We start from the raw sequence: 26,666 nt of genomic DNA, 5'->3' as shown, positions 1-26,666 counted from the left end.
GCTCCTTTCCGTTCCACGGACGCCGATCTAGGGGCGGTTGAACGGGCGGAGAATTCGCTGAATGCTGCCCAGGGTGGTAACTTGGACTGACCAATGGGCCTGGACCTGACCGGCATCCCCGTCTTCCTCGCGGTGGCGGAGGCGCGCAGCTTCCGCGTGGCGGCGCAGCATCTCGGCATCACGCGGCCGGCGGTGAGCCTGGCGATCCGCCGGCTGGAGGATCGGCTGGGCGTGGCGCTGTTCCATCGCACCACGCGGAGCGTCAGCCTGACCGAGGCGGGGCAGCAGCTGCATCAGCGCATGGCGCCGGCCATCGCGGAAATCGGCGCGGCGCTGGATGCCACGGCGGATCGCGATGCGGCGCCGAGCGGGCTGCTGCGGCTCGCGGTTTCCTCGATCGCGGAGCGCTTCCTCTCCGGCCCGCTGCTGGCGCAATTCGCCCTGGCGCATCCCGCCGTCACGCTCGACGTGACGGTGACGGATGCGGAATTCGACATCGTGGCGGAGGGTTTCGACGCTGGCGTGCGGCTGGGCGAGGTGATCGACCAGGACATGATCGCCATCCCCGTCTCCGGCCCGCAGCGCCAGACTGCCGTCGCCGCGCCGTCCTACATCGCGCGCTTCGGCAGACCCGCGCATCCGGCCGATCTGGCGCGGCACCGCTGCATCGGCTGGCGCCCGGCGCCGCATACCGCGCCCTATCGCTGGGAATTCGGCGAGGAGGGGCGCGAATACGATGTGGCCGTCGATCCGCAGGTCACGACGAACGACATGCAGCTGATGATCCGCACCGCCCTCGCCGGCGGCGGAATCACCTTCGGCATGGAGGAGACATTTCGGCCCTTCGTCTCATCCGGCCAGCTGGTGCCGCTGCTGCAGGACTTCTTCCCGCCCTTCGCGGGCTTCTACCTGTACTTCCCCAATCGGCGGAACCTGGCGCCGAAGCTGCGCGCGCTGATCGATCATGTCAGGTGGACGGAAGCAGGGTCCTGATCCGCGCCGCATCCGCCGCCTCCGCGGGGGTGAAGACCAGCATGGTCAGCTCCGGCTGGCCGTCGACGGCGAAGGCCGAATACTCCAGCGCGATCTCGCCCAAGATCGGATGACGCAGCCGCTTCAGCCCCTGGCCCATGGCGCAGACATCGCCCTCGTCCCAGATGCGCGCGAAATCCGCGCTCGCCTGGCGCATCTCCCGCACCAGCGCCTCGTTCGCCTCGCCTGCCCCAGTGCGCGCCAGGCCGGCGCGCAGCACCGCGACAACCATGCGCGCAACACCCTCCCAGTCCAGGTTCATCCGGCGTGACTTCTCGTCGAGGAAGACGCGGCGCAGCACATTGCGCTCCTCGGCCGGCAGCGCGGCGTAGTCGGTGAGTACGAGGGAGGCGGCCGCGTTCCAGGCCACCACATCCCAGCGCATGGTGGCGATCAGCGCCGGGCTCGGCCCCAGCGCATCCAGCACGCGCTGCAGCCGCGACGGGATCTCCCCCATCGGGCGAGCCTGCACCGCGGGCAGCCGCCCGAGGCCGAGCAGGAACAGGTGGTCGCGCTCCGCATCCGTCAGCGTCAGGGCGCGCGCCACGCGGTCCAGCACGGCGGCCGAGGGTGCGCCGCCGCGGCCCTGTTCCAGCCAGATGTACCAGGTCGCGCTGATCCCGGCCCGCTGGGCCACTTCCTCCCGCCGCAGGCCGGGCGTGCGACGCCTTCCGCCGGCCAGGCCGAAGGCGGCCGGATCCAGCCTTTCGCGGCGGTCCCGCAGATAGGCCCCCAGCGCCGGCTTGGGCATGGCGCGATCCTGTTGGTCGCTATACCGGGATAAGCTCTCGTCTTTCATCGCGCCAAGGCCTCGCGCATCTCCGCCTCTTCAGCATGAGGAATTGGGAAGATGCAAGTTTTCGTAACGGGCGCGACGGGTTGGATCGGCCGCGCGGTGGTGGCGGATCTGCTGGCGCAGGGGCATCGGGTGCTGGGCCTGTCGCGCGCGGCGGAGAAGGGCCAGGCGCTGGCGGCGATGGGGGCCGAGGTGCTGCATGGCACGCTGGAGGACCTCGATGCGCTGCAGGAGGCTGCGCGGCAGGCCGATGCCGTGGCGCATATCGGCTTCAACCACGATTTCACGCGCTATGCGGAGAATGCCGCGCAGGACCAGCGGGTAATCGGCGCGCTGGGCGCGGCGCTGCGCGGAACCGACAAGCCGCTGGTGGTGACGGGCACGCTCTCCGCCTTGAAGGTTCATGGGCGCGCCGCGACGGAAGCCGATCTGCCCGTGGCCGATCCCGCCTTGCCGCGCCGGTCCGAGATCGCAGCCCGCGCCTTGCAGGATGTGCGCGTGGCCTGCATCCGCCTGCCGCATTCGGTGCATGGCGTCGGCGAGACGCATGGCTTCGTGCCGATGCTGATCGACCTGGCGCGGCGCAGCGGTGTCTCCGCCTATATCGGGGAGGGCGCGAACCGCTGGCCCGCGGTGCATGTCAGCGACGCCGCGCGCCTCTATCGCCTGGCGCTGGAAGGCGGCGCGCGGCAGCCCGCCTGCCACGCGGCGGGGGAGGCGGGCGTGGCCTTCCGCCAGATTGCGGAGGCCATCGGCCGCAAGCTCGGCCTTCCGGTCGCGCCGCGGGAGGCCGCGCATTTCGGCTTTCTCGCCGGCTTCGCGGCGGAGGACATGGTGGCGGAGGCGGCCGCCACGCGGGAAGCCCTGGGCTGGGCGCCGGGCGGGCCCGGTCTGCTCGCCGATATTGCGCATCCAGGCTACTACGCCGGCGCATGAACCCGCCCCGCCTCGGCGGGCCAGCCGCGCCCTGGTGCGGGCCTGGGCGGCGCGGATCAGGCCCAGGTGCATCCCCGCCTTGGCCGGATACCAGGGCATCCGGCCAAACGTGCCGAAGCCCGGCCTACTGTCCCAGCAAGATTCGCGCGGAGTGTCCCTTCTGCGCAGCGGCGGATTGGGACACTCATGGGACAACCACAAAGTCTCCGGAGGGACGCCGCCATGCAAGGCACCATGCACCGCCGCACCATTCTCGCCGCCGGCCTCGGTCTGCCGGCGCTTGCCGCCGCGCACCGCGCCCAGGCGCAGTCCGGCGCCTGGCCGAACCGCGCGGTGACGGTGGTGGAGGGCTATCCCCCCGGCGGCGTCACGGACCTCGCCTCCCGCGCCGTGGCGGACCGCATGGCGCGCGAATTCGGCGTTCCGGTGGTGGTGGAGAACCGGCCGGGTGCGGCCACCTCCGTCGCCGCCACCTATGTCGCCCGCGCCCGGCCGGATGGCTACACGCTGGTGATGGGCACCACGACTCTCGCCATCAACAACACGCTGCAGCCGACCCTGACGCCGCGTGACCCGGGCCGCGAGCTCGACCCCATCGGCATGGTCTTCCGCACGCCCTTCATCCTGCATGTGCATGAGTCGCTGCCGGTGCGGACCACGGCGGAGCTGATCGACTATGCCAAGGCCAATCCGGGCAAGGTGCTCTTCGCCTCCCCGGGCACCGGCGCCGTCAGCCATCTGTGCCTGGAGCTGTTCAAGGCCCGCACGGGCATCGATATTGTGCACGTGCCCTATCGCGGCGGCGCGCCGGCGGCGCTGGACCTGCGAGCGGGCCGCGTCCACGCCATGTTTCAGGCGCCGCAGGAAGCCGCGCCGACGCTGCGCGACGGGGTCACGCGCGGCCTGTCCGTCACCGCGCCGACGCGGCTGGCGGACTATCCGAACCTGCCGCCGATCAACGAGACGATTTCGGGCTTCGAGGTCTTCTTCTGGCAGGGCCTGTTTGCCCCCGCCGGCACGCCGGCCGCGGTGATCGAGCGCGCCGGCGCGGCGCTGCGGGCCGCGACCAATGATGCCGCAAATCGCGCCCGGCTGGCGGAGCAGGGCGTGGAGCTGCTCTCCGGCGATGCCGAGACGCTGCGCCGGACGCTGGCGGAGGACACGACCCGCTGGGGCAACCTGATCCGCGAGGCGGGCATTCGCCTGGAGTGAGGTCCGCGCCTTCCTCGTCCCCTTACCTCCCACAGGACCGGACCATGTCCCTGAGCAACCTGACCTCCCGCATTTCCGGCTTCCACCGCATGACGATGGAGGAACGCCTGGCGGCGGTCGCGGCCTTCGCGGGGCTGGAGGACACGGCGACGCAGCAGCTGCGCCGCGCCGGCAATATCGACGCGCATCTCGCCGACCACATGATCGAGAATGCGGTCGCCACCATCGCCATCCCGGTCGGCGTGGCGACCAACATGAAGGTGGATGGGCGGGACGTGCTGGTGCCGATGGCGACGGAGGAATCCTCCGTCGTCGCCGCCGTCTGCAATTCCGCGCGGCAATGCTACGACAGCGGCGGCTTCGTCACCTCGCTCTCGGGCAATCTGATGATCGCGCAGGTGCAGCTTGTGGGCATCAGCGATCCCGGCAATGCGCGGCTGAAGATCCTGGAGCACCGGGCGGAGATCGCGGCGATCTGCGACGGCTGCGATCCCATGCTGGTGAAGCTCGGCGGCGGCTTCCGGGACGTCGAAGTGCGGCTTGTGCCCTCCAAGGGCGGGACGATGGTGGTGACGCATCTCATCATCGACACGCGCGATGCGATGGGCGCCAATACCGTGAACACCATGGCGGAAACGCTCGCGCCCTCGATCGAGCAATGGACGGGCGGCAAGGTTTTTCTCCGTATCCTGTCGAACCTGGCGGATCGCCGCCTGGCGCGTGCCCGCGCGGTCTGGCCGGTGGAGGCGATCGGCGGCGCCGCGGTGCGGGACGGCATGATCGCCGCCTATCACTTCGCCGAAGCCGATCCCTATCGCGCCGCCACGCACAACAAGGGCATCATGAACGGCGTCTCCGCCGTGGTGCTGGCCACCGGCAACGACACCCGCGCAGTGGAGGCCGGCGCCCATGCCTATGCCGCGCGCGACGGCCGCTACACGAGCCTCACCACCTGGGAGGTGACGGCGGATGGCTCGCTCGCCGGCATGCTGGAAATGCCGATGCCCGTGGGCCTGGTCGGCGGCGCAACGAAAATCCATCCCACGGCGCAGGCCTGCCTGAAGATCCTGGGCGTCAGCTCCGCCGCCGAACTCGCGCGCATCATAGCCGCGGTCGGCCTCGCCCAGAATTTCGGGGCCATCAAGGCGCTGGCCACGGTGGGCATCCAGCAGGGGCACATGGCGCTGCATGCGCACAACGTTGCCATCGCGGCCGGTGCCACGGGGGTGGAGGTGGAGAAGCTGGCCGCCATCCTGGTCGCCCGCCGGCAGGTGCGGCCGGACGTGGCGGCGGAGGAACTCGCGAAGCTGCGCGGAACGGCCTAGTTTCCCCGCCACAGCCGGGTGGCAGAGGTACGCGTGCAGGACAGGGAACGCCCCGCGACGCGCGTCGAGGAAATCGTCGAGCGTGTCGCGGATGCCATCGCGCGTGGCCTGCTGAAGCCGGGCGAGAAGCTCGCCTCCGTCCGCCGCGCGGCGGAGGATCACGGCGTCTCCAAGAACACCATGGCGGAGGCCTATGACCGCCTGGTCGCCTCCGGCCATCTGGAGGCGCGGCGCGGCGCCGGCACCTTCGCCGCGACCACCAGCCGCGCCGCCCGCGCCCGCGTGCCGCAGCACCTGGCGGAGGCGATCGACACCGTCTCCCTGCTCCGCGAACAGCTGGAGGTGCAGCACAAGGTGCGCCCTGGCGATGGCCGGCCCCCACCGGGCTGGATGGAGGGGTCGGAGCTCTCGGCCCAGTTCGCCGGCGGCAAGTGGCGGCCGGGCGGCAGAATGGAGCACGGCTATGGCAGTTCCTGGGGCTTCCTGCCGCTGCGCGAACGCATCGCTTTGTCGCTGGTGGAGCGCGGCATTTCCTGCGCGCCCGAGCAGGTGCTGACGACGATGGGCGCGAACCACGCGTTCGACCTGGTCATCCGCCACATCGCGGAGCCGGGCGACACGGTGCTGGTGGACGACCCCGGCTACTACCCGCTGTTCGGCAAGCTGCAGCTGGCGCGGCTGCGCGCCGTAGGCGTGCCGCGCCTGCCGGACGGGCCGGACCCGGACGCGCTGCAGGCCCTGCTGGCGCGCCACAGGCCCAAGGCCTTCTTCACCCAGTCGCTAGCGCATAATCCCACCGGCGGCACGCTCTCCGCCGCCGTGGCGCATCGCGTGCTGGGCGCGGTGGAGCGCTTCGGCACCACCATCGTGGAATGCGATCCCTTCGCCGATATCCTGCCCGCCGCCAGCCCGCGGCTGGCCGCGCTGGACGGGCTGCGGCGCGTGATCAGCATCGGCACGTTTTCCAAGACTCTCTCGGCCTCGCTGCGCGTCGGCTACCTGGCGGCCTCGCCCGCCATGGTGGCGGCGCTGAACGACGTGAAGATGCTGACGGTGGTCTCCACCTCCACCTATGCCGAGGGCTTCGTCGCCCACCTCATCCAGGGCGGCCATTACCTGCGCCACCTGCGCCGCCTGCGGCAGCGGGTGGAGGCGGCGACCAGCCTGGCGGTGCAAAAACTGGCCGAGGCCGGCTGGCCGGTGGCGCGGCCGCCAGGCGGCGGCCTCTATCTCTGGGTGCCCTTTCCCGCGGGGCTGGACGAGGCGCAGATCTGCCACCGCGCCTCGGCGGAGGGCATCTTCCTGGCTCCTGGCGCGATCTTCCGCCCCGAGCCCGGGCCGCGGCAGCACCCCGCCATGATGCGGGTGAACGTCGCCTATGCCAGCGACCCGCGCTTCCTCGCCTTCCTGGCGGAATCGCGGAGCTGGGCGCGCGATCGGGCGCCCTGACGGCCGGCACCATCACCCGGGCGCGCCGAGGAAGGTGCCCCAGCACCCAGAGCGTCGCCAGCGTCACCCAGCCGCGGAAGATGGAGCCGGAGGGACTCACCACGCGCCGGCTGCCGTCGCCGCATCCTTCGGATGCGTGTTGCGCTCCAGCGCCGCGGTGACGGCGACCAGCAAGCCCGGTGGATTCCGTCGACGCGAGCACGTCAGGCGCTTCAACGTCTTCAACGTCGCCCCCGTGTCGACTTGCCGCCTGCCTGCGATTTCACGTGACCTGCTCAATCAGTAGCCTGAATTGGACCGACGGAAAAGCCTCCGCATGGTTCACCGGCCCGGTCGTTGCACGTACCTCGCGAGGAGCCTACTCGACGTTCCTTGACCGAGGATCACGGGTTGCTGCAGCAGGTCACGTTCCGCACGATGTGGTCTGCGGGCAGACACGATTGGTGGAGGCAGAGGACCTGACCGCTGGGTCGTGCCATCTAGGGGCTTCAGGATCGCAAGGTGAAGCCATGCACAGATCAGTGCCGTCTGCCCCTCGTGTCGAACAGGTCCGGCTCGCCTTCTCGGCAGCGCAGGCGCTTCCGCGTCTCGACGATCCGGTGGCCAAGGACCTCTCGGCCGTCGCGCGCGCCGGAGATTGTCTTTTCCTCGCCTGCGATGAAGCGGCAGGGCTCGAACGACTGCGCAGGACCGGCGCTGATTGCTATGGCGACCACCAGCACATCCTGCTGAGCGACTTCTTCGACCTTCCCGGCGGCCCTGACGAGGAGATGGACATCGAGGGCCTCGCAGCGGTGGATGGCTACTTGTGGATTGTCGGGTCACATTCGCTGAAGCGGAAGAAGCCCAAAGGGGATGATGGCGAAGGCGTCGAAGCTCTCGCGCGAATGGAGGAAATCGAACGGGAGGCCAATCGCTATTTTCTGGGCCGGGTGCCGATGGAGGAGGAAACACCCGGCGTCTTTGCGCTCCGGGCCAAGGTCGGCGAACGGGAGGCTGCGTGCCTCGACATGGGCCTCGGGTGCGGATTGGCGCGTTGGCTGCGCAAGGACCCGCACCTCGCGCGGTTCCTGAAGGTCCCGTCGAAGGAGAACGGTCTCGATATCGAGGGGATCGCGATCCAGGGCGATCGGGTGTGGCTCGGCCTGCGTGGGCCGGTGCTCGTCGGGTATGCGGTGGTGCTCGAGCTGATGCTCAAACAGCCCAAGCCGGGTCGGCTCAAACCGCGGAAGATCGGGCCGAATGGACGACGCTACCGCAAGCATCTCCTGGACACAGGTGGGCTGGGTATTCGCGATCTACGCCGCAGCGGCAAGGATCTGCTGTTGCTGGTTGGGCCGACGATGGCGTTGGAGGGAACGGCCCAGGTGCTCAAGTGGCATGGTGGCGTGCAGGATGAGGCCGAGGGCATGGTGCCGACGAGCCGGCTGGAACGGATGGCAGACCTGCCCTATCGCCGCCAGTCGGACCATCCCGAGGGACTGGAACTCTGGCCGGAGGCGGGGGATGGCGCCTTCGTCGTGGTCTATGACGCGCCTGGGCCAGAACGCCGGGACGCCACCACCCGGACGGTGCAGGCCGACATTTTCCGACCTGGTTCCGACCACGCCGGCCGGAAAGGATAGGCTGCAGCCCGGCAATTCCTTTGGCCGCTCGAGTTGGTGTTGCGCCAGGACAATATCCCGCACGGCCCTTCGGCCCGTTTGTTTGTCATTGAGATGGCAGGTCGCGGACCCTGGCTTCGCAATCTGGCTCGGCAGCGAAGGCGACCCTGGCAGGATTGAGGGCCTGTCATCAGTCTGAATGCGGATCCCGGTCCTCGACCGGCCGCTCGCGGAAACCGCGCCACAGGGCTTCGGCCATGCCGAAGGCACCGAAGCAGAACAGCCCGGCCCCCGCTCCTGCAAGCAGCAGCAAGGATTCGGGTGCTGGCTCCAACACTGCGAGCACCTCGCCAAGAGTGACCAAGTGCAGCGCCCTTGAATCATCCAGCGCCGTGACACCCAGACGTTCGGCAAGGAGCAACAGAAGTGCCGCGCGCGTCCCGTAGCCGACCCGCCCGCACATCGCGACCCAGGGCTGCATCGATCGTGGACAGGAGAGGTCCGTCATGAGATGCCGTGAGAGCGCCTTCAGGGCATTGCCGAGACCGGCGAGCGCCGCGAAGGCCGCGACCCCGAGCAGCAGTTCCTCCGCGATCCAGGACTCCAGGACACCCTGCAAAGCCTCAGCGCCAAGATTGCGCGGGACCAGATCCTCCAGGCTGTCCGCGCCTTCCAAGGCGGACCAGCCCATGAGGCCGTAGAGTGTGCCGCTTCCCGTGAGACCCAGCCGGTGCACCAGCCCGATGGCTGAGCGGCCGAGGTCTTCCGTGTCGAGCAGCGCCTGTACCACGCGCCAGATCGCGAAGCCGGACAGACCGGTGCCGAGGACCAGCAAGAGCAGGGGGCCGCCCGGCCAAGTCGCCAGCACCTCGAGCGAGCCCCGCGCACCGATTGGCCTTTCGCGCAGTTCGAACGCCGCAAGAACCGAGATCGCCCCTACGATGAGATAGACCGCCCCCCGCGCCGCATAGCCGGCTCGGGCGATGAGGGGGAGTAGATCCAAGCGGTGGTAGACGAAGCGGATCGGTTGTCCTCCAGCCGCTCGTGTCACTCGCTCCAGCAGCGTCAGCTTGGTTGTTCGGCGACCCTAAGCCAGACGACCATCTAAGCGCCCAGACCTCGTTTGCGCATCATGGGAGCGAGGGCAGCCAGAATGGCAGCGGCAAAATAGGCTGCGACACCGCCCCACACCAGCGCCGGAAGCGGATCCCGGCTCAGCGCGTGCACACCCCACAGCAGGACCAGATGGAACAACACGGCCAGCCAGAGGCATTGTCCACCGCGCAGGTAGATCCAACCGATCAGCACGGATGCGGCAGTGGTGTAGAGGGGAAAGGCGAGGATGGGAAACCCTGGCGGCAGAAAGGCCTGCTGGATCTGCGGCACGACGAGCACCGGAAGGTGCCAGGCCCCCCAGGCCAGTCCGATGAGCAGCGTTGCGGCGAGTGGCGTCATCCGCTTGGCCATTCGAGGCAGCGCGAAACCTCGCCAGCCCAGCTCTTCTCCCAGCGGGCCGCCAATCAGGGAGAGGCCGAGGAAGGTCAACAGAACGGTCCAGCTGTCCGGTGCAAGACGTGCAAAGCCGACATCGGCGAATGGCTTTGCCAACAGGACGCTGATCGCCAGCAAGGCGATCGGCAGCACCACGGCAATCGTCCACCAGCCTGCGCCAGCCCGCCGTGGCGACAGTCGCGAGAAGAGATCGCGTAGCCCGTCCCTGCCACCAATTCTCCAGGTTACCAGCACAGCCGAGAAATTCGGGCCCCAGACAGCCAGCAGGAAGAGGCCACGGGCGAACAGCCCGGGCTGATCGCCGTTCAGGAATTCGAGGCCAAGGCTACTCAATATCCAGAAGATCGCGGCCAACCCCCAGCTGATGCCAAAGGTGATGGTGAAGAAGGCCAGGGTCGGGTTGCGCTGGAGCATGCGACCCTGAAAGCGGGCGTGCTCGCGGGGTTCCCTACGGACTTTCACGGGGCTTTCCGCCCAAGGCCTTCCTGGTGACACGCACCGAGTTAATGGACGCGGCCGAATTGCCGTCTGCGGCGTTACACAGGTCTTGCCGGCATGGCGGTGCAGCATTGGCAACCTGGGGGCGAGGCACGGCAATGCAGGATCATCACAGGCTCAACAACAGGCTGCTGGCGGTGATCGCCGGCCTGCTCTTGGTCGCGGCGCTGAAGTGGAGCTATTCGGTCACCATGCCGCTGGCGGCGGCTGTCTTCGTCGTCGCCGTCGTCTGGCCAATCAAGCTGCGCCTCGACCGCCACCTGCCGTCGTGGCTCAGCTATGGCGGAACGATCGTGCTTCTTCTCCTGGTCTTCGCAGGTTTTGTCTTCGCGATGTACTTTTCCACCGCCCAGGTCGTGCAGACCCTCGTCGCCCGTCAGGCGCAGTTCGAACAGCTCTACAACAGCTACGCGGGGTGGGCGGAGGCGAATGGGCTGCCCGTCATACTCGGCAGTGGGGGTGGCTATACCCGCCTCGTTTCCCTGATGCAGACGGTGCTGTCCAGCACCTACACGGTGCTGGCCTACCTTGGCTCGATCGCCATCCTGGTTTTCCTCGGCCTGCCGGAAGTCCCGGCATTTCAGCGCAAGGTCCGCGACCATTTCGATGCGGCCGACCGGCGCGAGGTGCTGGATGCCGTCGAAGAGACCGCCGGCAGGTTCCGCAGCTATATCGGCGTGACGATCGTCACCAGCCTCCTGACCGGCATCGCCTCCGCGCTCTGGGCGGCTGCCATGGGGCTCGACCTGGCGCTGACCTGGGGCGTGCTGAACTTCCTGCTCAACTTCATCCCGGTGGCGGGCAACATCATCGGCATCATTCCGCCGACGATCTACGCCCTGCTCCAGTTCCAGAACTGGACCATGCCGCTCTTCGTGTTCCTGGGCTATGCCGTGATGCAGATCGGCATCAGCAATTTCATCTACCCCTGGCTTCAGGGGCGCGGCCTTTCGCTGTCACCTGTCGCCATCGTGGTGGCGCTTGCCTTCTGGGGATGGGTCTGGGGCATTGCGGGCGTGTTGCTGGCGGTCCCGCTGACCGCCGCCCTCGCCATCGCCTGTGCCCATTTTCGTGGAACCGAGTGGATCACCAAGCTGGTCTCGAAGGCCTGACCGCGCCGCATGCCAACCGGCCCGTGGGTCTCCGCCCATGACCACGGTGCGCGCGCGGCAAATCGTTCTTCGCGGAGTTCACCGAGCGCGAACTACGTAGCGCTACGAGGTTTCGCCTCGATGCGGAACCGCGGCCTGCGCCCGGCTTTGCGATCATGTGAAACCTCGACCACCCCGGCTGACAGCGGCACCTCGCTCCCCTGCCATCAGGCACCTGGCATGCGCGCTCGCCCTTGCCCTGCTCGGGGCAAGCGCCCTCGCGCTTCCGAGCAGCCGCGCCCAGGAGCAGGCTGGTCAGGCCGATCTGCGGCCCGACGAGGTCGGAAGCCTGCCTTATGTGACTGAGCTCGCTCCCACAAACGATGCATCGCTGGACGCGGCACTTGCCTCTGTCTCCCGCCTGCTGCGGCTGCAGGAGGAAGCGCCGACCAGCGCCTTCGGTGTCGCGTCGCGTGCCGCGGATGATCGCGAGCGGCTGGGACGGGCGCTGCACTCGGAAGGCTTCTGGGGCGGGTCCATCCGCATCCTGATTGGCGGCCTGGCACTGGATACGCCGGATCTGGCAGAACGGCTGGAAGCCAGCAACGAACGGCCTGTCGTGGTGCGCATCCTGGCCGAACCGGGTCCGCGCTACACCATCTCCGACGTCGCCATCCGCGCCACGACCGAACAGGGCATTGCCGCCGTCGCCGAGGTGACGGAGCAGCCGGTCGGCCTTGCCCCCGGCGACCCGGCGACCGCCGCCGCGGTCCTGGATGCCGAGGCCCGCTTGCTCGCGCGGCTTCGCGCGGGCGGCTATCCGCTCTCCAGCGTGGTGCGGCGCCGCACGGTGGTGAACTACGACGAGCGTGGCATGGCAGTCACCTGGATCCTCGCCCCCGGGCCACGCGCCGCCTTCGCCGTACCGCGCGTGGCGGGGACGGAGCGGATCAACCCCGATTTCCTCGTGCGCTTCGCCGCCAACCAGATAGCCGGCGAGACCTACAGCCCGGCGCGGCTGGAGGAAGCCCGGCGGCGCATCCTGGGCCTGCGCGCCTTCTCCTCGGTCCGGGTCGAGACGGCGGAGACGCTGAACGACAAGGGCCGGCTGCCCGTGACCTTCATCGTGTCCGAACGCCCGCGCCGCGCCATCGGCGTCACCGCGGCCTATGAGACCAATTACGGTCCGTCCTTCCTCGTCTACTGGGAACATCGGAACCTGTTCGGCCAGGCCGAGAGGCTGCGGCTGGAGGCGGAGGTGGCGCGTCTCGGCAGCGATGGCGGCGGCGTCGAAGACAGCACCTATCGTGCCTTCGCCACGCTGCGCCGGCCCGGCCTGTTCGGTCGCGACCTGGCCGCGGTCGGCACCGTCGGCGTGTTGCGGGAGAGGTTGAATGCCTATGACCGCGACGCCGCCATCGCTTCCATCCTGCTGGAACGGCGCTTCTCCGACCAGCTGACGCTCGGCGCGGGCCCGTCCGTCGATATCGGCGAGGCCGGGCCCTCCGGCGGTCCGCTCGACCCCTACCAGATCGCCGGCTTCATCCTGAACGGGCGATGGGACGAGACCGACAGCCTGCTCAACCCGACCCGCGGCTGGCGCCTGACCGGCAGCGTCACGCCGAGCTTCAGCCTGGACGAATCCGCTGCCTTCGCGCCCTTGCGGGTCACGGCCAGCACCTACTGGGACGTGCTCGGCAGCGCGCGCAGCATCGTTGCGCTGCGTGGCACCGTGGGTTCGCTGCTGGCGCAGGATCGGATGGACGCGCCAATCCACCAGCGCTTCTTCGCCGGCGGCGGCGGGTCGGTGCGCGGCTACGACTACCAGTCGATCGGGCCGCGCGATGGGGCCGGACGGCTGGTCGGCGGCGCCAGCCTGCTCGAGGCCAGCGTGGAATGGCGCCAGCGCATCGGCGAGAGCTGGGGCGGCGTCGTCTTCGTCGATGCCGGCACGGTCGGGTCGGACTCCATCCCCAGCGTCTCCGACTGGCGCGTCGGGGCCGGGGTCGGGCTGCGCTACCACACTGCCATCGGGCCGATCCGCGCCGATATCGCGCTGCCTCTGGTGCGGCAGGACGGCTCCTCCGGCTACGGGCTTTATGTTGGCATCGGGCAGGCGTTCTGAACCATGCAGCGCTGGCGACTGCCCCGTATCCTCCTCGTCCTGTTCCTGGCGGCCATGCTGCTGCCGGGCGGCAAGGTGACGGCGCAGGACGATGCGGCGCGCGATCCGTCCTTCCTGGAGCGGCGTCTGGAAGCGCTGATCCCGGGCCTGCGCGTGGAGGGGCTGGAAGGCGCGCTGCGCGGCGCCCCCACGGCGGACCGCATCACCCTGTCCGACCAGCTGGGCGTCTGGCTCACCCTGCGGGATGTCCGGCTCAACCTCGCGCGCACCGCGCTGCTGCGCGGCGTGGTGCGGCTGGAGGCGCTGGAGGCGGCGCTGCTGCGCGTGGACCGGCTGCCCGTTGCGGCGCCCGCGGCCATCCCCACCCAAGCGGGGGAACAGCCGGCGCCAGGGCAGGGCGGCGTGCTGCCGGGTCTGCCCGACCTTCCGGTGGACCTGGCGCTGGACCGCCTGGTCGTGCAGCGGCTGGAACTCGATCCTGCGGTGCTCGGCCAGGCCGCCGCCTTCTCCCTGACCGGCAGTGCCGCGCTGCAATCCGGACGCCTGGCCGCCGACCTGGCGCTGCGCCGGCTGGACCGGGAAGGCAGCATCACCCTCGACCTGTCCCTGGCCCCCGGCGAGGACCGGCTGAACGCGCAGCTTGCGGTGCAGGAGCCGGAAGGTGGCCTGGTGCCCAGCCTTCTCGGGCTGCCGCAGCATCCCCTGTCGCTGACGCTGAGCCTGGATGGCCCGGCCGCCGGCGCGGCGCTGACGGCGGCGGCGCGGCTCGGTCCCGACATCGCGCTGGAAGCCGAGGGCACCATCCGCGCGCTGGCTGATGGGGCCTTCGGCGCGCAGCTTCGCGGCCAGCTGCAGGCGGCGCCGCTATTGCCGGTGCCCGATGCGGGCGCCTTCTTCCCCCTTCGCTTCACGCTGGACGCGGACCGGCCGGCCGAGGGCCTGCTGACCCTCACGCAGCTACAAGTCGAGACCCCGGTGGGGCAGGCCAGTGCCGCCGGCACGCTGGACCTGGCGCAGGAGGTTCCGGAGCTCACGCTGCAACTGGCCCTGGGGGATTCCGCACCGCTTCGCGCGCTTCTGCCGCCGGGCCTGGCCTGGGATTCCCTGCGCGGCGAGATGCGCGTCACCGGCACCTTCGCCGCCCCGCAGCTGCGGCTGGAGGCAACCCCGCAGGGCCTCGCCACCGGCATCGCACAGGCGGATGCCGTGCTCGGCGACAGCCCGACCCTGTCCGGCACGGCGGCACCCGCACCGCGCCGGGTGGATCTGGTGGTGCAGGGCGCCGCCGGCCGGCTCGGCGTGGCGGGATCGCTGGCGGCGCCGCTGGATGCCACGGCGCGGCTCAGCCTGCCGCGGCTGGAGGTCCTCGGCCCGGCTTCGAGCGGCGCGCTGGAGGCGGTGGCGCGGCTCGGCGGCACCCTGGCCGATCCGACCATCACCCTCAACGCCAGTTCCGACCGCATCACCCTCGCCGGGCGGGTGCTGGAGGGGCTGGGTCTGGAGGCCCGCATCGAGAACCCGACCACCGCCCCGCGTGCACAGGCCCAGCTGCAGGCGACGCTGGAGGGCCTGCCGCTGGAGCTGGCGCTGCGCGGCCAGCCGCAGGGGGCGCTGCTGCAACTGGACCAGGCCCGCCTCAGCCTTGGGCCCGCGGTGCTGACCGCGACCGGGCTGATCGACCCGGATGCGCTGCTGTTCGACGGCTCGGCGCGGCTGGAGGCCGGCGCATTGGCGCCACTGGCGCGGCTCGCCGGGCTCGCCGGGCTGGAAGGGCGGTTGCAGGCGCAGGGAAGCTTCGCGCCGCGGGACGGCGTGCAGGGCTTCGACCTGCGGCTGGACGCCCCGCGCCTGGCCTATGCGGGCAGCGCGGGTCGGATCGCGGCGACGGTGGAGGGGACGCCGCAGGCGATGGCCTGGTCGGTGCAGGCGGAGGCCGAACAGGGCGCCGTCTCCGCCAATGGACGGCTGCTGGCGGTGGAACAGGGCTGGCGGTTGAACCTGGCAGCCTTGCGGGCCGAGGCGCTGGGCCAGGCCATCGGCCTGGCGGCACCGGCGCAGATCGTGCTGGGCGCCGATGGCGGCCTCCGGCTGGCATCGCCCCTGGGCCTCACCGTCCCGCACGGCGGGCGCGTGCAGCTTGCGGGCCGCTGGGGTCCGCAGCGGGCCGACCTGAGCGCCACGCTGTCCTCGATCCCCGCCGCCCTGACCGGCCCCTTCCTGCCGGAGCTGTCGCCGGAGGGCAGCCTGTCCGGCACCGTCCGGGTGACCGGGCCCGTGGCCGAGCCGGTGGTGGAGGCGACGCTGCGCGGAAGCGGCCTGCGACCGGGTGCAAGCTGGTCCCAGGGCCTGCCCGCGCTCGGCCTGCGGGCGGAGGCGCGCTGGGCCGCCGGCGCCGCAAGGCTGCGGGCGGAGATCGAGGCCGGAAGGGCCGGGCGGCTGACGCTGGCCGCGACCTTGCCGCAGGGCTTCGGCCCGGCCGCCCCGCTGCAGGCCAGCCTGGACGGTAACCTGGCCCTGCAGCCGCTGGCCGGCCCCTTCCTGGCCGCCGGCGCGGACCGGGTGACCGGGCAGCTGCAACTGGCGCTGCGGGCCGAGGGCACGCTCGCCGAGCCCAGGCTGGGCGGGCGGGCGACACTGTCCGGCGGCGAGTACCGCAACCCCGTCTATGGCATCCGGATCAGCGACATCGCCGGAAGCGTGGTGGGCGCGGGCACGCGCCTGGTGGTGCAGCGCCTGCGGGGGCGCACGGCCGGGGGCGGCAGCATCGCGCTGCAGGGCGCGGTGGATCTCGGCGCGGCCGGGCTGCCGGCCGAGCTGCGGCTTACCGCCCGAGATGCGCGGCCGGCGGTATCCGACCTCATCACCGCGGTCGTCGATGCCGAGCTGCGCCTCGACGGGCCGCTGCTGGCCGACGCGCTGCTGGCCGGCCAGGTCCGCATCCAGCGCGCCGAGATCCGCATCCCCCGCAGCCTGCCCGCCAGCCTGCCCGTGCTGGACGGCGTGCAGGTGCGTGGCAGGCCGCCCCCCGGCGCCATCCTGCCGCCCGCGGCGCAGCCGGCCGAGGCCAGCCTGCCGACGCCGCAAGGCCTGCCGGCCATCCGCCTCGATGTCGCGATCTCCGCGCCCGGGCGGATCTTCGTGCGCGGCCGGGGCGTCGATGCCGAGCTGGGTGGCGAGCTGCGCATCGGCGGCACGCTGCCCGACCCTGTTCCGCAGGGTGGCTTCGAGCTGCGCCGCGGCACGCTCCAGGTGCTGGCCCGCCGCCTGACCTTCGACCGCGGCCGCATCGACTTCGCCGGCGGCACCCTGACCCCGCGGCTGGATCTGGTGGCGCGCAGCGAGGCCGGCGGCACCAGCATCACCATCGCGGTGCAGGGCACGCCGGCGGCGCCGGAGATCACCTTCAGCTCCTCGCCGGAACTGCCGCAGGACGAGATCCTGGCGCGGCTGCTGTTCGACCGATCCACCGACCGCCTCTCGCCCTTCGAGGTCCTGCAGATCGCCGAGGCGATCGCGCAGCTCACCGGCGTTGGTGGCGGCAGCCAGGCGCTGGACCGCCTGCGGGGCGCGCTCGGCCTCGACCGGCTCGGTGTCGCCGGCGATGGTGCCGTGGAGGGGACGGGCGCCGGGCCGACCGCCGAAGCCGGGCGCTATGTCGCGCCGGGCGTCTATCTCGGGCTTCGCCAGGGCGTCCAGAGCGGACAGACCGGCGTCGGGGTGGAGGTCGAGATCACGCCGCGCCTGAAGCTGGAGGGCGAGACCGCCACCGGCCCGGCCGGCGACCGCCTCGGCCTCACTTACGAATTCGAATACTGATCCCGGCGGCGCGTGAGACGGCCGCACCGGTCGCCCGCCCGGCTTCGGGACGGGCACCCGGCGGCAGCCGTCACGGCGCGGGGCCGGCCGCCATCGCCGCAGCGGCCGCGGCATCTTCCAGCCGCTCCATGGCCGTGAGGATGCTGCGGGCTTCCGCCACGGCCTCGGAAGGTGCGGTCGCGGCACGCTGCATCCGCCCGACCGATTCAGCGAACTGCCGGTCCACGGCGGTGTAGATGTCGTTAAGGGCGAAATCCTCCGGCGTGTTCTTCACCACCAGCCAGGCCCGCTGCGCCTGGTCGACCAGTGCCTGCTGCTGCGGCGGCACGGATCCGCGCTGCGGATCCCGGGTGCCGTAGGCCACGAGCGCCATCATGGAGGCGTGCAGACGCTCCGCGGCAGCGTCGAGCATCGCGGCATAGCCGGCCAGCTTGCCGCGGCGCGACTCCAGGACCGGCGCTGGCTCCGCCACCTTCCCGGTGCGCCACTGCGCGGCAGCCGGACCAGCCGCTAGCCAGCAGGCCAGGGTGAGCGGCAAGGAGACGAATTGCAGGTGCGATCGGCGGGACGTGACGGCCGGGTGGCCTTCCTGGTGCACTTTCATGGCCAGCTTCCTCGTAAAGTCGTTTCGCTGCTCGGCGCTGTATCGCGATCGAAGGCGAAGGAGGGCGGCTCATCCGGGTGCAGCCAGGTTCGAACCGGGCCGCGTCCTTCTGTGCTTCCCCCTGTACGCCGATGAAGGTAACGCCGTCGCGGGACCAAGGTGAGGTTGCCGACGTGGTCTAGGTGGTCGTACGGACGTCGAGGCACGCTTCGCAGCGTGGTCCGGCTGCCTGGAGCCTCGGGCGTCTTCGCATGCCGCGCAGACGCGCACCCGGCCGGCTCAGTGACGCCCGCTGTCGTCCCGTAGGGTCATGGCCTCCTGCGTCGCCCGCAGCAAGGCGTTGCCGCTGAAGGGCTTCTGCAGGACGCTGCGCGCCCCCGCCCGTACCATCTGCACCGCGAGCGACACGTCGCCATGCCCGGTGATGACCACGATGGGATGCGGCAGTCCCCGCGCCACCAGCTCCCGCTGAACGGTCGCGCCGTCGCTGCCGGGCATGTGGACATCAAGGATCACGCAGCCGAAGGGCAGCTCCTGGTCGGCGAAGTCCAGGAAGGCGTCGCCGTGCTCGAAGGTTTCGACCCTGTAGCCGGCGGAGCCGAGCAGCAGCGCGACCGAACGGCGCACCGCCGCGTCGTCGTCCACGACGTAGCAGGCGGCACCGCCGCATCCCGACCGGTTCGTCGCCTCACCCGCGCGCATCGGCTACGCCAATGCTGGAAGTGGGAAGGTGCGCAGGGACAGCATGATGCGAACAGGGGGCGGCTCGCGCCGCCCCCTTCCTGACCACCTGCTTCAGTTGCGGGAGCCGCTGCTGCTGCTTCCGCCGCTGGAAGACGGGCTGCTGCCGCCGCTGGAGCCGCTGCTGCTGGCGCCGCTGCCAGGCTGCGTGGCGCTGGCGGAGGGCATCGAGGCGGGCGGGTTGATCATCAGGAAAACCGAGTTGCCGTCCTGCGTCTTGGCCTCGACAAGGTAGGCGGCGTCGATGATCCGCACATCCTGGAATCCCGCCTGCGTCAGCTGCTGGCGAAGCCGCTGCTGGCTCACCGCCTGCTGCTGGCTCTGCGCCGAGCCGGAGGAACCCTGACTGGAGGAGGCCCCGCTGCCCGAACGGTTCTGCGGGTTCTGGCTCTGGCCCTGGGCAAAGGCGGGCGCGCTCAGCGCGAGGCCGATCAAGGCGGTGGCGAGGATCCTGGCGTTCATGAGGTCTCTCCTGATGTTGTCGCCGGCGCGGGCGCACCGGCGTGTTGCGTCCGCACGTCCTGGCCGCGCCGGCCGAGCCCGCGCGTGGTCGGGCAGCGGCGCCGTGCCGCCGCCCGCCGCATGGCCGGTTCAACGTGCCATGCGGATCCCCTCGCCCCAGCCGCGCTCGCGGCCATAGGCGGCGATATTGGCTTCGTCGTAGCGCGGCAGCGCCTCCAGCTCCTCGCGCGTCATGTTCAGGCGGGCCGGCTGGCTGCCCAGTTCGATGCGCTCCATCGGCACCATCGCACGGCGCGTGCCGATGCCGAGGAAGCCGCCCCATTCGACCAGCGCGGCGCGGACATTGCCCTGGCGGTCGAGCAGCAGGTTCTCCACCTCGCCGGACTCACGCCCGTTGGCGCCGACGACATTGGTGCCGATCAGGTTCGAGACCCGCTGCAACGGCACGCCGGCCGCTGGCGATACGGCGGCGCTCCGGGCACCACCCGACTGCGCTGGCGCGGGGGTGGCCGTGGTCGCGCCGGTCCGCTGGTCGCGCTGCGCCGTCTCGCTCCGCGCCTGGTCCGGGCGCTGCCCATTCACCTGCGGCTGCGCCTGCTGCACGGCGGTCTGCCTGCGGCCGGAGTTGGAGGTCCCCCCCTGCGACCCCGAACTCTCAGCGGAGGTCAGGCGGCCGTGCAGCGCGGCCATCGCATCGGCCGCCTCGCGCAGCTGCATCGCCGCACGCTGGCGATCGGGGCTGCTGCCCTGGAGCGCAACCCGTGCATCGGAAAGGCGGGTCCGCGCGGCGTCGAAGGCATCCTGCCCCTGCAGCTCCGACGGGGTGCGGCCGAGCGCTTCCTGGCCGGCGCTGACCGCACGACGCGCCTGTTCCCAGTTCGGCTGCGGCGCATCGGCGCCCTGCTGCGAAAGCTGCTGCTGGGACTGGCGCAGCGAACGCTCCACCGCCTGCAGCTGCGGCGCGAGGGGGTTCCCCGATGGCGTCTGGATATTGCCCTGCTGGGCCTGGTTTTGCTGCGCCTGCTGCTGCTGCGCCACGGCGGTGCCGGAGATGCCGAGCGCCACGACGGCAGCGGTGGTGAGCAAGGATGCACGAAGCGCCGGGTGCTGTGCTGTGTGCGTCGGATGCTCTTGCATGATGATGTGTCCTTCCTTCCTCGTGGAAGCGGCGCGGCAGGCTGGTTCGATGCACCATGGTGACATCAGGGTTGCGGCCTCGTATCCGGGCCAGGACCTGGCGTGCCAAACCAAGCGTGGCGGCCGGCGTCGCTCCTCGTTCGGCAATTTGGCCTTCGTTTGCGCGCCCGCATCTAAGGGCCGCTACCTAGGGGCTTCCCGCATGAAGCCCGGGAACCGCACTCCCGCTCGCCGGTTCTGTCCGCTGCGCGCTACAGGAAACGACAAGCAGCCATGGAACCTGCCGGAACGAACCGGGCCGTGGAAGCCGGTCCCGCCGGGCGACCGCTGGCCTGGCACCTCGGCCTGCTGTGCGCCGCGCTGCTGCTGCCAATGCTGGCGCTGGAGGTCTATCTGCTGGTCCGCGTCGCGGAAACGGAGCGGGCGCGCCATCGGGACGCGGCGCGCGACGCAGCGCACCACATCGCGGTCTCGCTGGACCGCGGCCTCACCACCTTGCAGGCGATGGTCGAGGTGCTGGCCACCTCGGACCACCTGATCTCCGGCGACGTCGAGGCCTTCCGGGAGCGCGTCCGGCAATTGCCGCGGGCGCGGGACGCCGTCCTGGTGCTGCAGGAAGGCGAGACGCATCAGTTGCTGACGCTCGGCTCGGCCGCCCTCGGCGCCCATGATGCGATTGCCGAGCGTGCGGCGCTGGAAACGCTGCGGCCCCAGGTCAGCGGCCTTCTCGGGCTGGACGCGGGGGCACCCGGATTCGCGGTGATGGCGCCGGTTCCGGGACCGCCGACCGACCGGCCCAGGCTGCTCAGCCTGCGCGTCCCGGTCAGCGAGCTCGACGCCATCCTGCGCGATGCGCGACTGCCGGCGGGCGTGATCGCCACCATCACCGATCGCGACGGGACCGTGTTGGCGCGGAGCGAAGGCGCGTCACGCCTCGTCGGCCTGCGCCGCGTCGGCGCGGAGGAGGGGCCGCCCATCGGCGAGGGCTGGCGGCGCGCGCAGGACGCCTTCGGCGTGCCCGTGGTGGTGGCGCATGCCGAGGCCCGGGTCTCCGGCTGGACCGCCTGGGTCTTCATGCCGGAGACGGCCTTCGCCGCACCGCTGCGGCGCCAGTTGTGGATCGCCGCCGGCAGTGCCCTGGTCTTTGCCGCGCTTGCCGCGGCCCTGGCGCTGGTCTTCACCCGGCGCATCGCCCGGCCGATCCAGGCGCTGGCCGCGGCCTCCCAGCTGCCGCCCTCGGATGCCGGCGCCACGCCGCATTCCGCGGTGCGCGAGGTGAATGAGGTGGGCCGCGCGCTGTTGCTGGCGCGGCACGAGGCAGCGGAAAGGCTGCGCGAGCGGGAGGAGGTTCTGGCCGCGCTCGACCTGGCGCAGGTAAAGGTGGTGGGACCGGATGGACGCATCCTGGTCTGGACGACGGGCATGCAGCGGCTGCTCGGCTGGAGCGCGGAGGAGGCCATTGGCCAGGTGGCGAACGACCTGCTGCGCAGCGAGTTCCCGGAGCCGCTGGCTGCGATCCGCGAGTGCCTGCGGCGGGACGGCGCCTGGCAGGGCGAGATCCGCCAATGGCGCCGCGACGGCACGCCCATCCTGGTTGCCAGCCACTGGTCGCCGCGCCTGGGCCCGGATGGCCGCCTGCTCGCGATGGTGAAGGCCTGCACCGATGTCACCGCGCTGCGCCAGGCGGAGGCACGGCTGCGTGATACCCAGGCCGAGCTTCGGCACATGGCGCGGCTGAACGACATGGGCGCCCTGGCCGCGGCGCTGGCACATGAGCTCAGCCAGCCGCTGACCGCCGTGGCCAACTTCACCGAGGCGGCGCTGAACATGCTGGAGCGGCGCGAGCCCGGTCCAAGCCGCTCCGCCATGGCGCGCGATGCGATGCGGGAGGCGGCGGACCAGGCCGTGCATGCCGGCACGATCGTGCGGCGGCTGCGCGACTTCATCGGTGGCGCCGATGGCGAGCGCGGAATCGTCGACCTGAACGGATTGGTGCAGGACGGGGTCGGCCTGGCGCTCAGTGGCGCACGGCAGCGCGGCGTGACCCTGAGCCTGGAGGTTTCGCCGCGGGCCCTTCCGGTACTGGCCGACCCCGTGCAGATCCGCCAGGTGGTGGTCAACCTGGTGCGCAACGCGATCGAGGCCATGGAGGACAGCCCGCGCCGGGATCTTCGGGTCGAGGTACGGCGCGAGGATGCGGGCTTCTGCGCCGTCGCCATCGCCGACACCGGCGGCGGTCTGCCGGAGGAGGTGGGGCGCCGCCTGTTCGAGCCCTTCGTCACCACCAAGCGCGAGGGCATGGGCGTCGGTCTGTCCATCTGCCGTGCCATCGTCGAGGAGCACGGAGGACGTCTCGCCTGGGCACCGAACCCGCAGGGCGGAGCCGTGTTCACCTTCTCCCTGCCCGCACTCTCCCTGCTCGAACCGGACGGTGCTGCCTCGGCAGCGCCTGCTCCGGAGGAGGCCAAGCCATGCCCCCCGATATCGCCATAGGCTATATTGTCGACGACGAGGCGGCAGTGCGGCGTTCGCTGGCGCTGCTGCTGGGATCCGCCGGATATGCGGTGGAGACCTTCGAGGGCGGCGAGGACTTCCTCCGCCAGGCGACGACAGACCTGCCCTTCGGCTGCGTGCTGCTCGATGTCCGCATGCCCGGCATCGACGGCGTGGCGGTGCAGCGGGAGATGCTGGCGCGCGGCCTGCCGCACCCGATCGTGGTCATCACCGCGCATGGCGACGTGCCGCTGGCAGTGCGGATGATGAAGGCGGGTGCCTGCGACATGCTGCAGAAGCCCTTCACCGGTGAAGCCGTGCTGGCCGCCGCCGCCGCCGCGCTGACGCGGCGCGATGAGGCGACGGCGGCATTGCATGCCCAGAAGCGTATCGCGGCGCTGACGCCGCGGGAGGCGGAGGTGCTGCAGGGCATGGTGGCGGGCCGGCAGAACAAGGTCATCGCGCTCGAACTCGGCATCAGCCCGCGCACCGTGGAAATCCACCGCGCCAACCTGATGGCCAAGCTGCAGGTGCGCAGCCTGCCGGAGGCGGTGCGCATGGCGCTGGCGGCCGGCAGCGGCGCCGAGGCCGCCGAACCTACGTAGCCACCCGGAGTCCCCTCAGGCGTTCCGCCGCCCCACCTCCTCCATGCCTGCTGCTTCGACGCCAGCAGGCACGGCGCAACAGGCGGGATGTGGGACATGAAGCTTCTCTATCCGACAAGAAAAGCCGCAGCCCTGGCACTCGCGGCCGGCGCCATGTTCGGCGCGGCGGGCGCTGTGGCCCAAGGTGGCCCAGCCAGTGGCCATGCCGGTGGTGATGCCGGCCGCGTTTCCGAAACGCCCTTCGTCGCGGGCTTCCGCGCGGGTGTGGCCGATGAGCGGCGCTTCGGTCCGCAGTGGAACGACGCCTCGCAGCGCGAATCCATGGAACGGCTGGATCGGGCCCGCATCCTCCTGCGGGAAGTCCTGGTGATGCTCCGGCAGTTGCCCGCCGGTGAGCGGCGCGACAGCGCGCTGGAGCAGGCACGCCAGGCGCTGATCCGCACCCAGAACGCCATGACCTGGTTGCCGCGTGGTGGCGAGGGCGAGGAGCGCCGGGCCCAGCGCGGCATCCCGCTCGAGCACGGATGGGGCGAGCGAGCCTCCGGCGGCCCCCGGGGCTGAGTTCCGGGGCTGAGTTCCGGGGCTGAAGCCCGGGCTGACCGGTTGCCCAACGCCCCTTCCGGACCCGGCTGGGGGCGAAATTCACAGTCAAAGGAAACCCAGGATGAAAAAGAACCTGATCTTCCCGGCCCTGCTCGCGATGGGTTTTGCCGGTGGCGCGCTACCGGCCTCCGCTCTCGCGCAGAGCCAGTCACAGAACGGGTCCGACGCCGGCCCCGGCAATGCGGGCAACCAGAACTCGGGCAGCGCCTATGACCGCTATCTCCGCCAACTGCACGATGCCTTGATGCGCGACCACGCCTCGCGCCAGGACGGCGGTGGCGGGAGCCAGTCTCAGTCTCAGTCTCATTCCCAGCAGTCGGATCGGGAGCAGTTCCTGCGGGGCTACCGCGCCGGGCGGGAGGAGGAGCGTCGTCGGCGCGAGGCCCGGTCCAGCCAGGGCGGCCAGGACCAGGGCAGCCAGAACCAGTCCAGCCAGAACCAGTCCCGGCGGTCCTCGCAGGGATCGGGCCAGGGATCGGGCCAGGCATCGGGCCAGGGTGGCGAACGCATGTACGTCATCCCGAACGTCTATCCGGACAGCGCCCCGTTCCAGCAGTTCGCCGTGGTGCCGGACTACTCCCGCTCCATGGATCATCTGCTGGTCGCCGCCCAAAGCCTGCGCGAGGCGATCCAGGACCTGGCCCGGCAGCCCGCCGGCGACCGCCGCGACCGGGCGATCTCGGAGATGCAGGACGCGCTGCTTGAGACGCAGCAGGCGATGATGCGCATCCCGCCCGCCATGCGCTGAGTCAGGACCAGACTCTCAGCCGAACCCCATGCACCGCAGGGCGCATGCCAACCGCGCATGCGCCGCAGGGGCGCATGCCGATCACACGCAAGACATTCAGGAGAAGACCCATGGGAAACACACGCAACGCGGCCATCAGCCTGACCTTCGCCGCAGCCCTGCTGGGCGGTGGCGCCTTGGCGCCCTCCCCCGCCTCGGCACAGGGCGTCAACCGGGACGAGCGCAGCCGTTGGGTGACCACGCCGGACGGCGAGGTCTTCTATCGTCGCGGCGAGGATGAGCGGCTGACGCAGCCCTGGGCTGGGCGCGGCCGCGACCCGATGTCGGGCAACGAGACCCGCCGCGGCTCTTCGGACTGGAACCTGTTCGGCAGCGACCAGTCCAGCCAGGACCGGACCATGCAGGGCGCGCGCGACGCCTATGACTACGGCTATCGCGCTGGGCGCGAGGATGAACGCAACGCCGGGCAGCTTTCCTCCGGCATGGCTTCCAACCGCGAACTGCGGGCCGCGATGGAGTTCCTCGACAATGCCCGCATGCAGATCAACCGCGGCAATCTGCGCGAGGCTTGGGTGGCGCTGGGCCAGGCGGAAACCCGGCTGCTGACGCGCAGCCTGCCCGAGGGAAGCTCCGGCGAGGCCGCCACCGGCGCCGCCATCGGCGCGATCCGGGAGGCGCGCCAGGCGCTGCGGGAGCGTGAGGTCGATCGCGCCCGGTCGCGCACCGCCCGGGCGATGGAACTGGCATCGAGCGGCCAGATCGTCGGTCGCAACACCGCGGGCTGGCGGCTTGAGGGCGCCGGCCAGCGCGGCGAGGGCCAGCCCCTGCGGCCGCGCGACTGGAACACCGGAAGCAACTGAGACCCGGAGCAACTGAGACCGGTAAGGGCCGGGGCCGACCCGATGATGGTCGGTCCCGGCCAGCGGCCAACGAGGCAGATGACGGGAGAGAGACATGCAACTGAAACGGACCTTGACGATGTCGGCCAGCATGGCGGCAGCCATGCCGGTGCTGGGGCTGGCGGTGGCGATGGGCGCCGCGGCACCGGCCGCCGCGCAGGGCAGCAACCAGTGGACGCAGGGCCGGGAGCGTTCGCCCGGCCCGATCCTCGACCGCTACGACCCTTATGAGGCCGGCTATCGCATGGGCCGGGAGGAGGAACGTCGGCGTGACCCGTCCTCAAGCCGGATGGGCGGCGACCGGATGGGCAGCGGCGCGCAGGCGTCCAGCCGCGGCACGGAGGGCGATACCCGCCTGCTGATCCTGCTGGTGGAGCGGGAGCGGATGCAGCAGGCGATGCGCGACGTGCGCGAGCCGCTGCGGGAGGCGCGGCGCGCCCTGCAGCAGGGCGATACCGCGGCGGCGCAGCAGGCGCTGGAGCAGGCCGACCAAGCGATGCGCCAGGACAACGCCATGCGCAGCCGCCAGCAGGTCGAGATGTCGATCGAGCAGGCCGAGGAGGCGCTGAACCAGGGCGATCGCCGCGGTGCACGGCAGGCCCTGCAGCAGGCCCGGCAGGCGCTTCGCGGCGACGGCAGCAGCGGGTCCTCGTCGGGCAGCCAGGGCTCGGGCGGCAACTCCGGGGGCAACTCGGGGAGCAATTCTGGCGGCACCGCCGGCGACGAGCGTGGCGGATCGGGCAACGCCTCGGCCGGCGGGTCGGCCAGCGGTTCGACCAGCGCCTCGACGAGCGGGTCCTCGACCGGATCGCCGAGCAGTAACACCTCGGGTTCCGGCGGTGGATCGGGCGCGGCCGGGAACACGCCCTCCGGCAATTCGTCGGGCACCTCCTCGGGCAGCGGCACCACCGGCTCCGGCGCCTCCACCCGTTAGGGGACAATCCGGTCGAAGGGACGTCGCTCCCGGATGGCGCGGGC

General features: G+C 71.0%; 22 protein-coding genes. 15 read left to right on the top strand and 7 right to left on the bottom strand.

The genetic code is table 11. From position 1 onward, the window contains the following. Positions 1–93: 93 nt before the first annotated feature. Positions 94–993 (top strand): LysR family transcriptional regulator, encoded by a 900-nt coding sequence (locus J3S20_RS02175; protein WP_216834184.1) that lies wholly within the window; start codon positions 94–96, stop codon positions 991–993. On the opposite strand, the gene J3S20_RS02170 is transcribed toward J3S20_RS02175, so the two are convergent. Continuing rightward, entirely contained in the window at positions 968–1,783 is an 816-nt protein-coding gene (locus J3S20_RS02170; protein ID WP_216834182.1) for a helix-turn-helix transcriptional regulator, read from the bottom strand. The genes J3S20_RS02175 and J3S20_RS02170 overlap by 26 nt on opposite strands. A gap of 99 nt (positions 1,784–1,882) precedes the next feature. Here J3S20_RS02170 and J3S20_RS02165 point away from each other — a divergent pair, with 99 nt between their 5' ends. The 5 genes from J3S20_RS02165 (at position 1,883) to J3S20_RS02145 (ending at position 8,375) form a co-directional block, all read left to right on the top strand. Then, the gene (locus J3S20_RS02165) at positions 1,883–2,764 is read left to right on the top strand and encodes an SDR family oxidoreductase (protein ID WP_216834180.1); all 882 of its coding nucleotides are present in this window, start codon (positions 1,883–1,885) and stop codon (positions 2,762–2,764) included. A gap of 222 nt (positions 2,765–2,986) precedes the next feature. Then, positions 2,987–3,976 (top strand): Bug family tripartite tricarboxylate transporter substrate binding protein, encoded by a 990-nt coding sequence (locus tag J3S20_RS02160; protein WP_246602233.1) that lies wholly within the window; start codon positions 2,987–2,989, stop codon positions 3,974–3,976. 44 nt (positions 3,977–4,020) lie between these two features. After that, positions 4,021–5,301, top strand: coding sequence for a hydroxymethylglutaryl-CoA reductase, degradative (locus tag J3S20_RS02155; protein WP_216834178.1), 1,281 nt, complete (start codon positions 4,021–4,023; stop codon positions 5,299–5,301). A gap of 18 nt (positions 5,302–5,319) precedes the next feature. Then, on the top strand, positions 5,320–6,750 hold the full coding sequence (locus J3S20_RS02150; protein ID WP_343215134.1) for an aminotransferase-like domain-containing protein: 1,431 nt from the start codon (positions 5,320–5,322) through the stop codon (positions 6,748–6,750). 509 nt (positions 6,751–7,259) lie between these two features. Then, a complete protein-coding gene (locus tag J3S20_RS02145) occupies positions 7,260–8,375 on the top strand; it encodes a DUF3616 domain-containing protein (RefSeq protein ID WP_216834176.1) in 1,116 nt (371 codons plus the stop codon). A 169-nt stretch (positions 8,376–8,544) separates the two neighbouring features. Here J3S20_RS02145 and J3S20_RS02140 read toward each other — a convergent pair whose 3' ends face one another. Together J3S20_RS02140 and J3S20_RS02135 are read right to left on the bottom strand one after the other, a co-directional pair. Next, positions 8,545–9,357 (bottom strand): DUF1206 domain-containing protein, encoded by an 813-nt coding sequence (locus tag J3S20_RS02140; protein WP_216834174.1) that lies wholly within the window; start codon positions 9,355–9,357, stop codon positions 8,545–8,547. 101 nt (positions 9,358–9,458) lie between these two features. Further along, positions 9,459–10,280, bottom strand: coding sequence for a CPBP family intramembrane glutamic endopeptidase (locus J3S20_RS02135; RefSeq protein WP_216834172.1), 822 nt, complete (start codon positions 10,278–10,280; stop codon positions 9,459–9,461). Between the two features lie 74 nt (positions 10,281–10,354). Here J3S20_RS02135 and J3S20_RS02130 point away from each other — a divergent pair, with 74 nt between their 5' ends. From J3S20_RS02130 to J3S20_RS02120, 3 genes are all read left to right on the top strand, one after another. Continuing rightward, the gene (locus J3S20_RS02130; protein ID WP_216834171.1) at positions 10,355–11,476 is read left to right on the top strand and encodes an AI-2E family transporter; all 1,122 of its coding nucleotides are present in this window, start codon (positions 10,355–10,357) and stop codon (positions 11,474–11,476) included. Between the two features lie 337 nt (positions 11,477–11,813). After that, positions 11,814–13,580, top strand: a complete 1,767-nt coding sequence (locus tag J3S20_RS02125; protein ID WP_216834169.1) for an autotransporter assembly complex protein TamA — start codon at positions 11,814–11,816, stop codon at positions 13,578–13,580. 3 nt (positions 13,581–13,583) lie between these two features. Then, a complete protein-coding gene (locus J3S20_RS02120) occupies positions 13,584–17,396 on the top strand; it encodes a translocation/assembly module TamB domain-containing protein (RefSeq protein ID WP_216834167.1) in 3,813 nt (1,270 codons plus the stop codon). A gap of 70 nt (positions 17,397–17,466) precedes the next feature. Here the strand turns inward: J3S20_RS02120 and J3S20_RS02115 are convergent, their stop codons facing one another. The 4 genes from J3S20_RS02115 to J3S20_RS02100 form a co-directional block, all read right to left on the bottom strand. Continuing rightward, the gene (locus J3S20_RS02115; protein WP_216834165.1) at positions 17,467–18,000 is read right to left on the bottom strand and encodes a hypothetical protein; all 534 of its coding nucleotides are present in this window, start codon (positions 17,998–18,000) and stop codon (positions 17,467–17,469) included. 279 nt (positions 18,001–18,279) lie between these two features. Further along, entirely contained in the window at positions 18,280–18,702 is a 423-nt protein-coding gene (locus J3S20_RS02110; RefSeq protein WP_216834163.1) for a response regulator transcription factor, read from the bottom strand. A gap of 93 nt (positions 18,703–18,795) precedes the next feature. Further along, complete coding sequence (locus tag J3S20_RS02105; protein ID WP_216834161.1) at positions 18,796–19,203, bottom strand: hypothetical protein; 408 nt, start codon at positions 19,201–19,203, stop codon at positions 18,796–18,798. Between the two features lie 129 nt (positions 19,204–19,332). Then, positions 19,333–20,289, bottom strand: a complete 957-nt coding sequence (locus J3S20_RS02100; RefSeq protein ID WP_216834159.1) for a PRC-barrel domain-containing protein — start codon at positions 20,287–20,289, stop codon at positions 19,333–19,335. Between the two features lie 351 nt (positions 20,290–20,640). Between J3S20_RS02100 and J3S20_RS31040 the strand changes: the two genes are divergently transcribed. The 6 genes from J3S20_RS31040 to J3S20_RS02070 all read left to right on the top strand — a co-directional run bounded on the left by J3S20_RS31040 (position 20,641) and on the right by J3S20_RS02070 (position 26,622). Continuing rightward, positions 20,641–22,833: a sensor histidine kinase gene (locus J3S20_RS31040; protein WP_216834157.1), complete on the top strand. Its 2,193-nt coding sequence runs from the start codon at positions 20,641–20,643 to the stop codon at positions 22,831–22,833. Beyond that, positions 22,812–23,438 carry a response regulator transcription factor gene (locus J3S20_RS02090; RefSeq protein WP_216834155.1) on the top strand — a complete coding sequence of 209 codons (627 nt, stop codon included), beginning with the start codon at positions 22,812–22,814 and terminating at the stop codon, positions 23,436–23,438. Before J3S20_RS31040 ends, J3S20_RS02090 begins: the two co-directional genes overlap by 22 nt. Positions 23,439–23,534: 96 nt before the next feature. Next, positions 23,535–23,999, top strand: a complete 465-nt coding sequence (locus J3S20_RS02085; RefSeq protein ID WP_216834153.1) for a hypothetical protein — start codon at positions 23,535–23,537, stop codon at positions 23,997–23,999. Between the two features lie 103 nt (positions 24,000–24,102). Continuing rightward, positions 24,103–24,789 (top strand): hypothetical protein, encoded by a 687-nt coding sequence (locus tag J3S20_RS02080; RefSeq protein ID WP_216834151.1) that lies wholly within the window; start codon positions 24,103–24,105, stop codon positions 24,787–24,789. 110 nt (positions 24,790–24,899) lie between these two features. Then, positions 24,900–25,649 carry a hypothetical protein gene (locus tag J3S20_RS02075; RefSeq protein WP_216834149.1) on the top strand — a complete coding sequence of 250 codons (750 nt, stop codon included), beginning with the start codon at positions 24,900–24,902 and terminating at the stop codon, positions 25,647–25,649. Between the two features lie 94 nt (positions 25,650–25,743). Next, on the top strand, positions 25,744–26,622 hold the full coding sequence (locus tag J3S20_RS02070; RefSeq protein ID WP_216834147.1) for a hypothetical protein: 879 nt from the start codon (positions 25,744–25,746) through the stop codon (positions 26,620–26,622). Positions 26,623–26,666 lie beyond the last annotated feature (44 nt).

It is taken from the genome of Falsiroseomonas tokyonensis, assembly GCF_019024325.1.
In the GTDB taxonomy this organism is placed as follows: domain Bacteria; phylum Pseudomonadota; class Alphaproteobacteria; order Acetobacterales; family Acetobacteraceae; genus Falsiroseomonas; species Falsiroseomonas tokyonensis.
Note: the sequence above shows the minus strand (reverse complement) of the source record. Positions and strands in the feature narration are given on the sequence as shown.

What these genes read in the sequence shown, in the direction of transcription:
- J3S20_RS02170 (WP_216834182.1), bottom strand. Translation starts at nt 1,783, where the DNA reads ATGCCCAAGCCGGCGCTGGGGGCCTATCTGCGGGACCGCCGCGAAAGG.
- J3S20_RS02090 (WP_216834155.1), top strand. Translation starts at nt 22,812, where the DNA reads ATGCCCCCCGATATCGCCATAGGCTATATTGTCGACGACGAGGCGGCA.
- J3S20_RS02135 (WP_216834172.1), bottom strand. Translation starts at nt 10,280, where the DNA reads ATGCTCCAGCGCAACCCGACCCTGGCCTTCTTCACCATCACCTTTGGC.
- J3S20_RS02120 (WP_216834167.1), top strand. Translation starts at nt 13,584, where the DNA reads ATGCAGCGCTGGCGACTGCCCCGTATCCTCCTCGTCCTGTTCCTGGCG.
- J3S20_RS02110 (WP_216834163.1), bottom strand. Translation starts at nt 18,702, where the DNA reads ATGCGCGCGGGTGAGGCGACGAACCGGTCGGGATGCGGCGGTGCCGCC.
- J3S20_RS02145 (WP_216834176.1), top strand. Translation starts at nt 7,260, where the DNA reads ATGCACAGATCAGTGCCGTCTGCCCCTCGTGTCGAACAGGTCCGGCTC.
- J3S20_RS02115 (WP_216834165.1), bottom strand. Translation starts at nt 18,000, where the DNA reads ATGAAAGTGCACCAGGAAGGCCACCCGGCCGTCACGTCCCGCCGATCG.
- J3S20_RS02080 (WP_216834151.1), top strand. Translation starts at nt 24,103, where the DNA reads ATGAAAAAGAACCTGATCTTCCCGGCCCTGCTCGCGATGGGTTTTGCC.
- J3S20_RS02165 (WP_216834180.1), top strand. Translation starts at nt 1,883, where the DNA reads ATGCAAGTTTTCGTAACGGGCGCGACGGGTTGGATCGGCCGCGCGGTG.
- J3S20_RS02155 (WP_216834178.1), top strand. Translation starts at nt 4,021, where the DNA reads ATGTCCCTGAGCAACCTGACCTCCCGCATTTCCGGCTTCCACCGCATG.
- J3S20_RS02105 (WP_216834161.1), bottom strand. Translation starts at nt 19,203, where the DNA reads ATGAACGCCAGGATCCTCGCCACCGCCTTGATCGGCCTCGCGCTGAGC.
- J3S20_RS02075 (WP_216834149.1), top strand. Translation starts at nt 24,900, where the DNA reads ATGGGAAACACACGCAACGCGGCCATCAGCCTGACCTTCGCCGCAGCC.
- J3S20_RS02160 (WP_246602233.1), top strand. Translation starts at nt 2,987, where the DNA reads ATGCAAGGCACCATGCACCGCCGCACCATTCTCGCCGCCGGCCTCGGT.
- J3S20_RS02085 (WP_216834153.1), top strand. Translation starts at nt 23,535, where the DNA reads ATGAAGCTTCTCTATCCGACAAGAAAAGCCGCAGCCCTGGCACTCGCG.
- J3S20_RS02070 (WP_216834147.1), top strand. Translation starts at nt 25,744, where the DNA reads ATGCAACTGAAACGGACCTTGACGATGTCGGCCAGCATGGCGGCAGCC.
- J3S20_RS02175 (WP_216834184.1), top strand. Translation starts at nt 94, where the DNA reads ATGGGCCTGGACCTGACCGGCATCCCCGTCTTCCTCGCGGTGGCGGAG.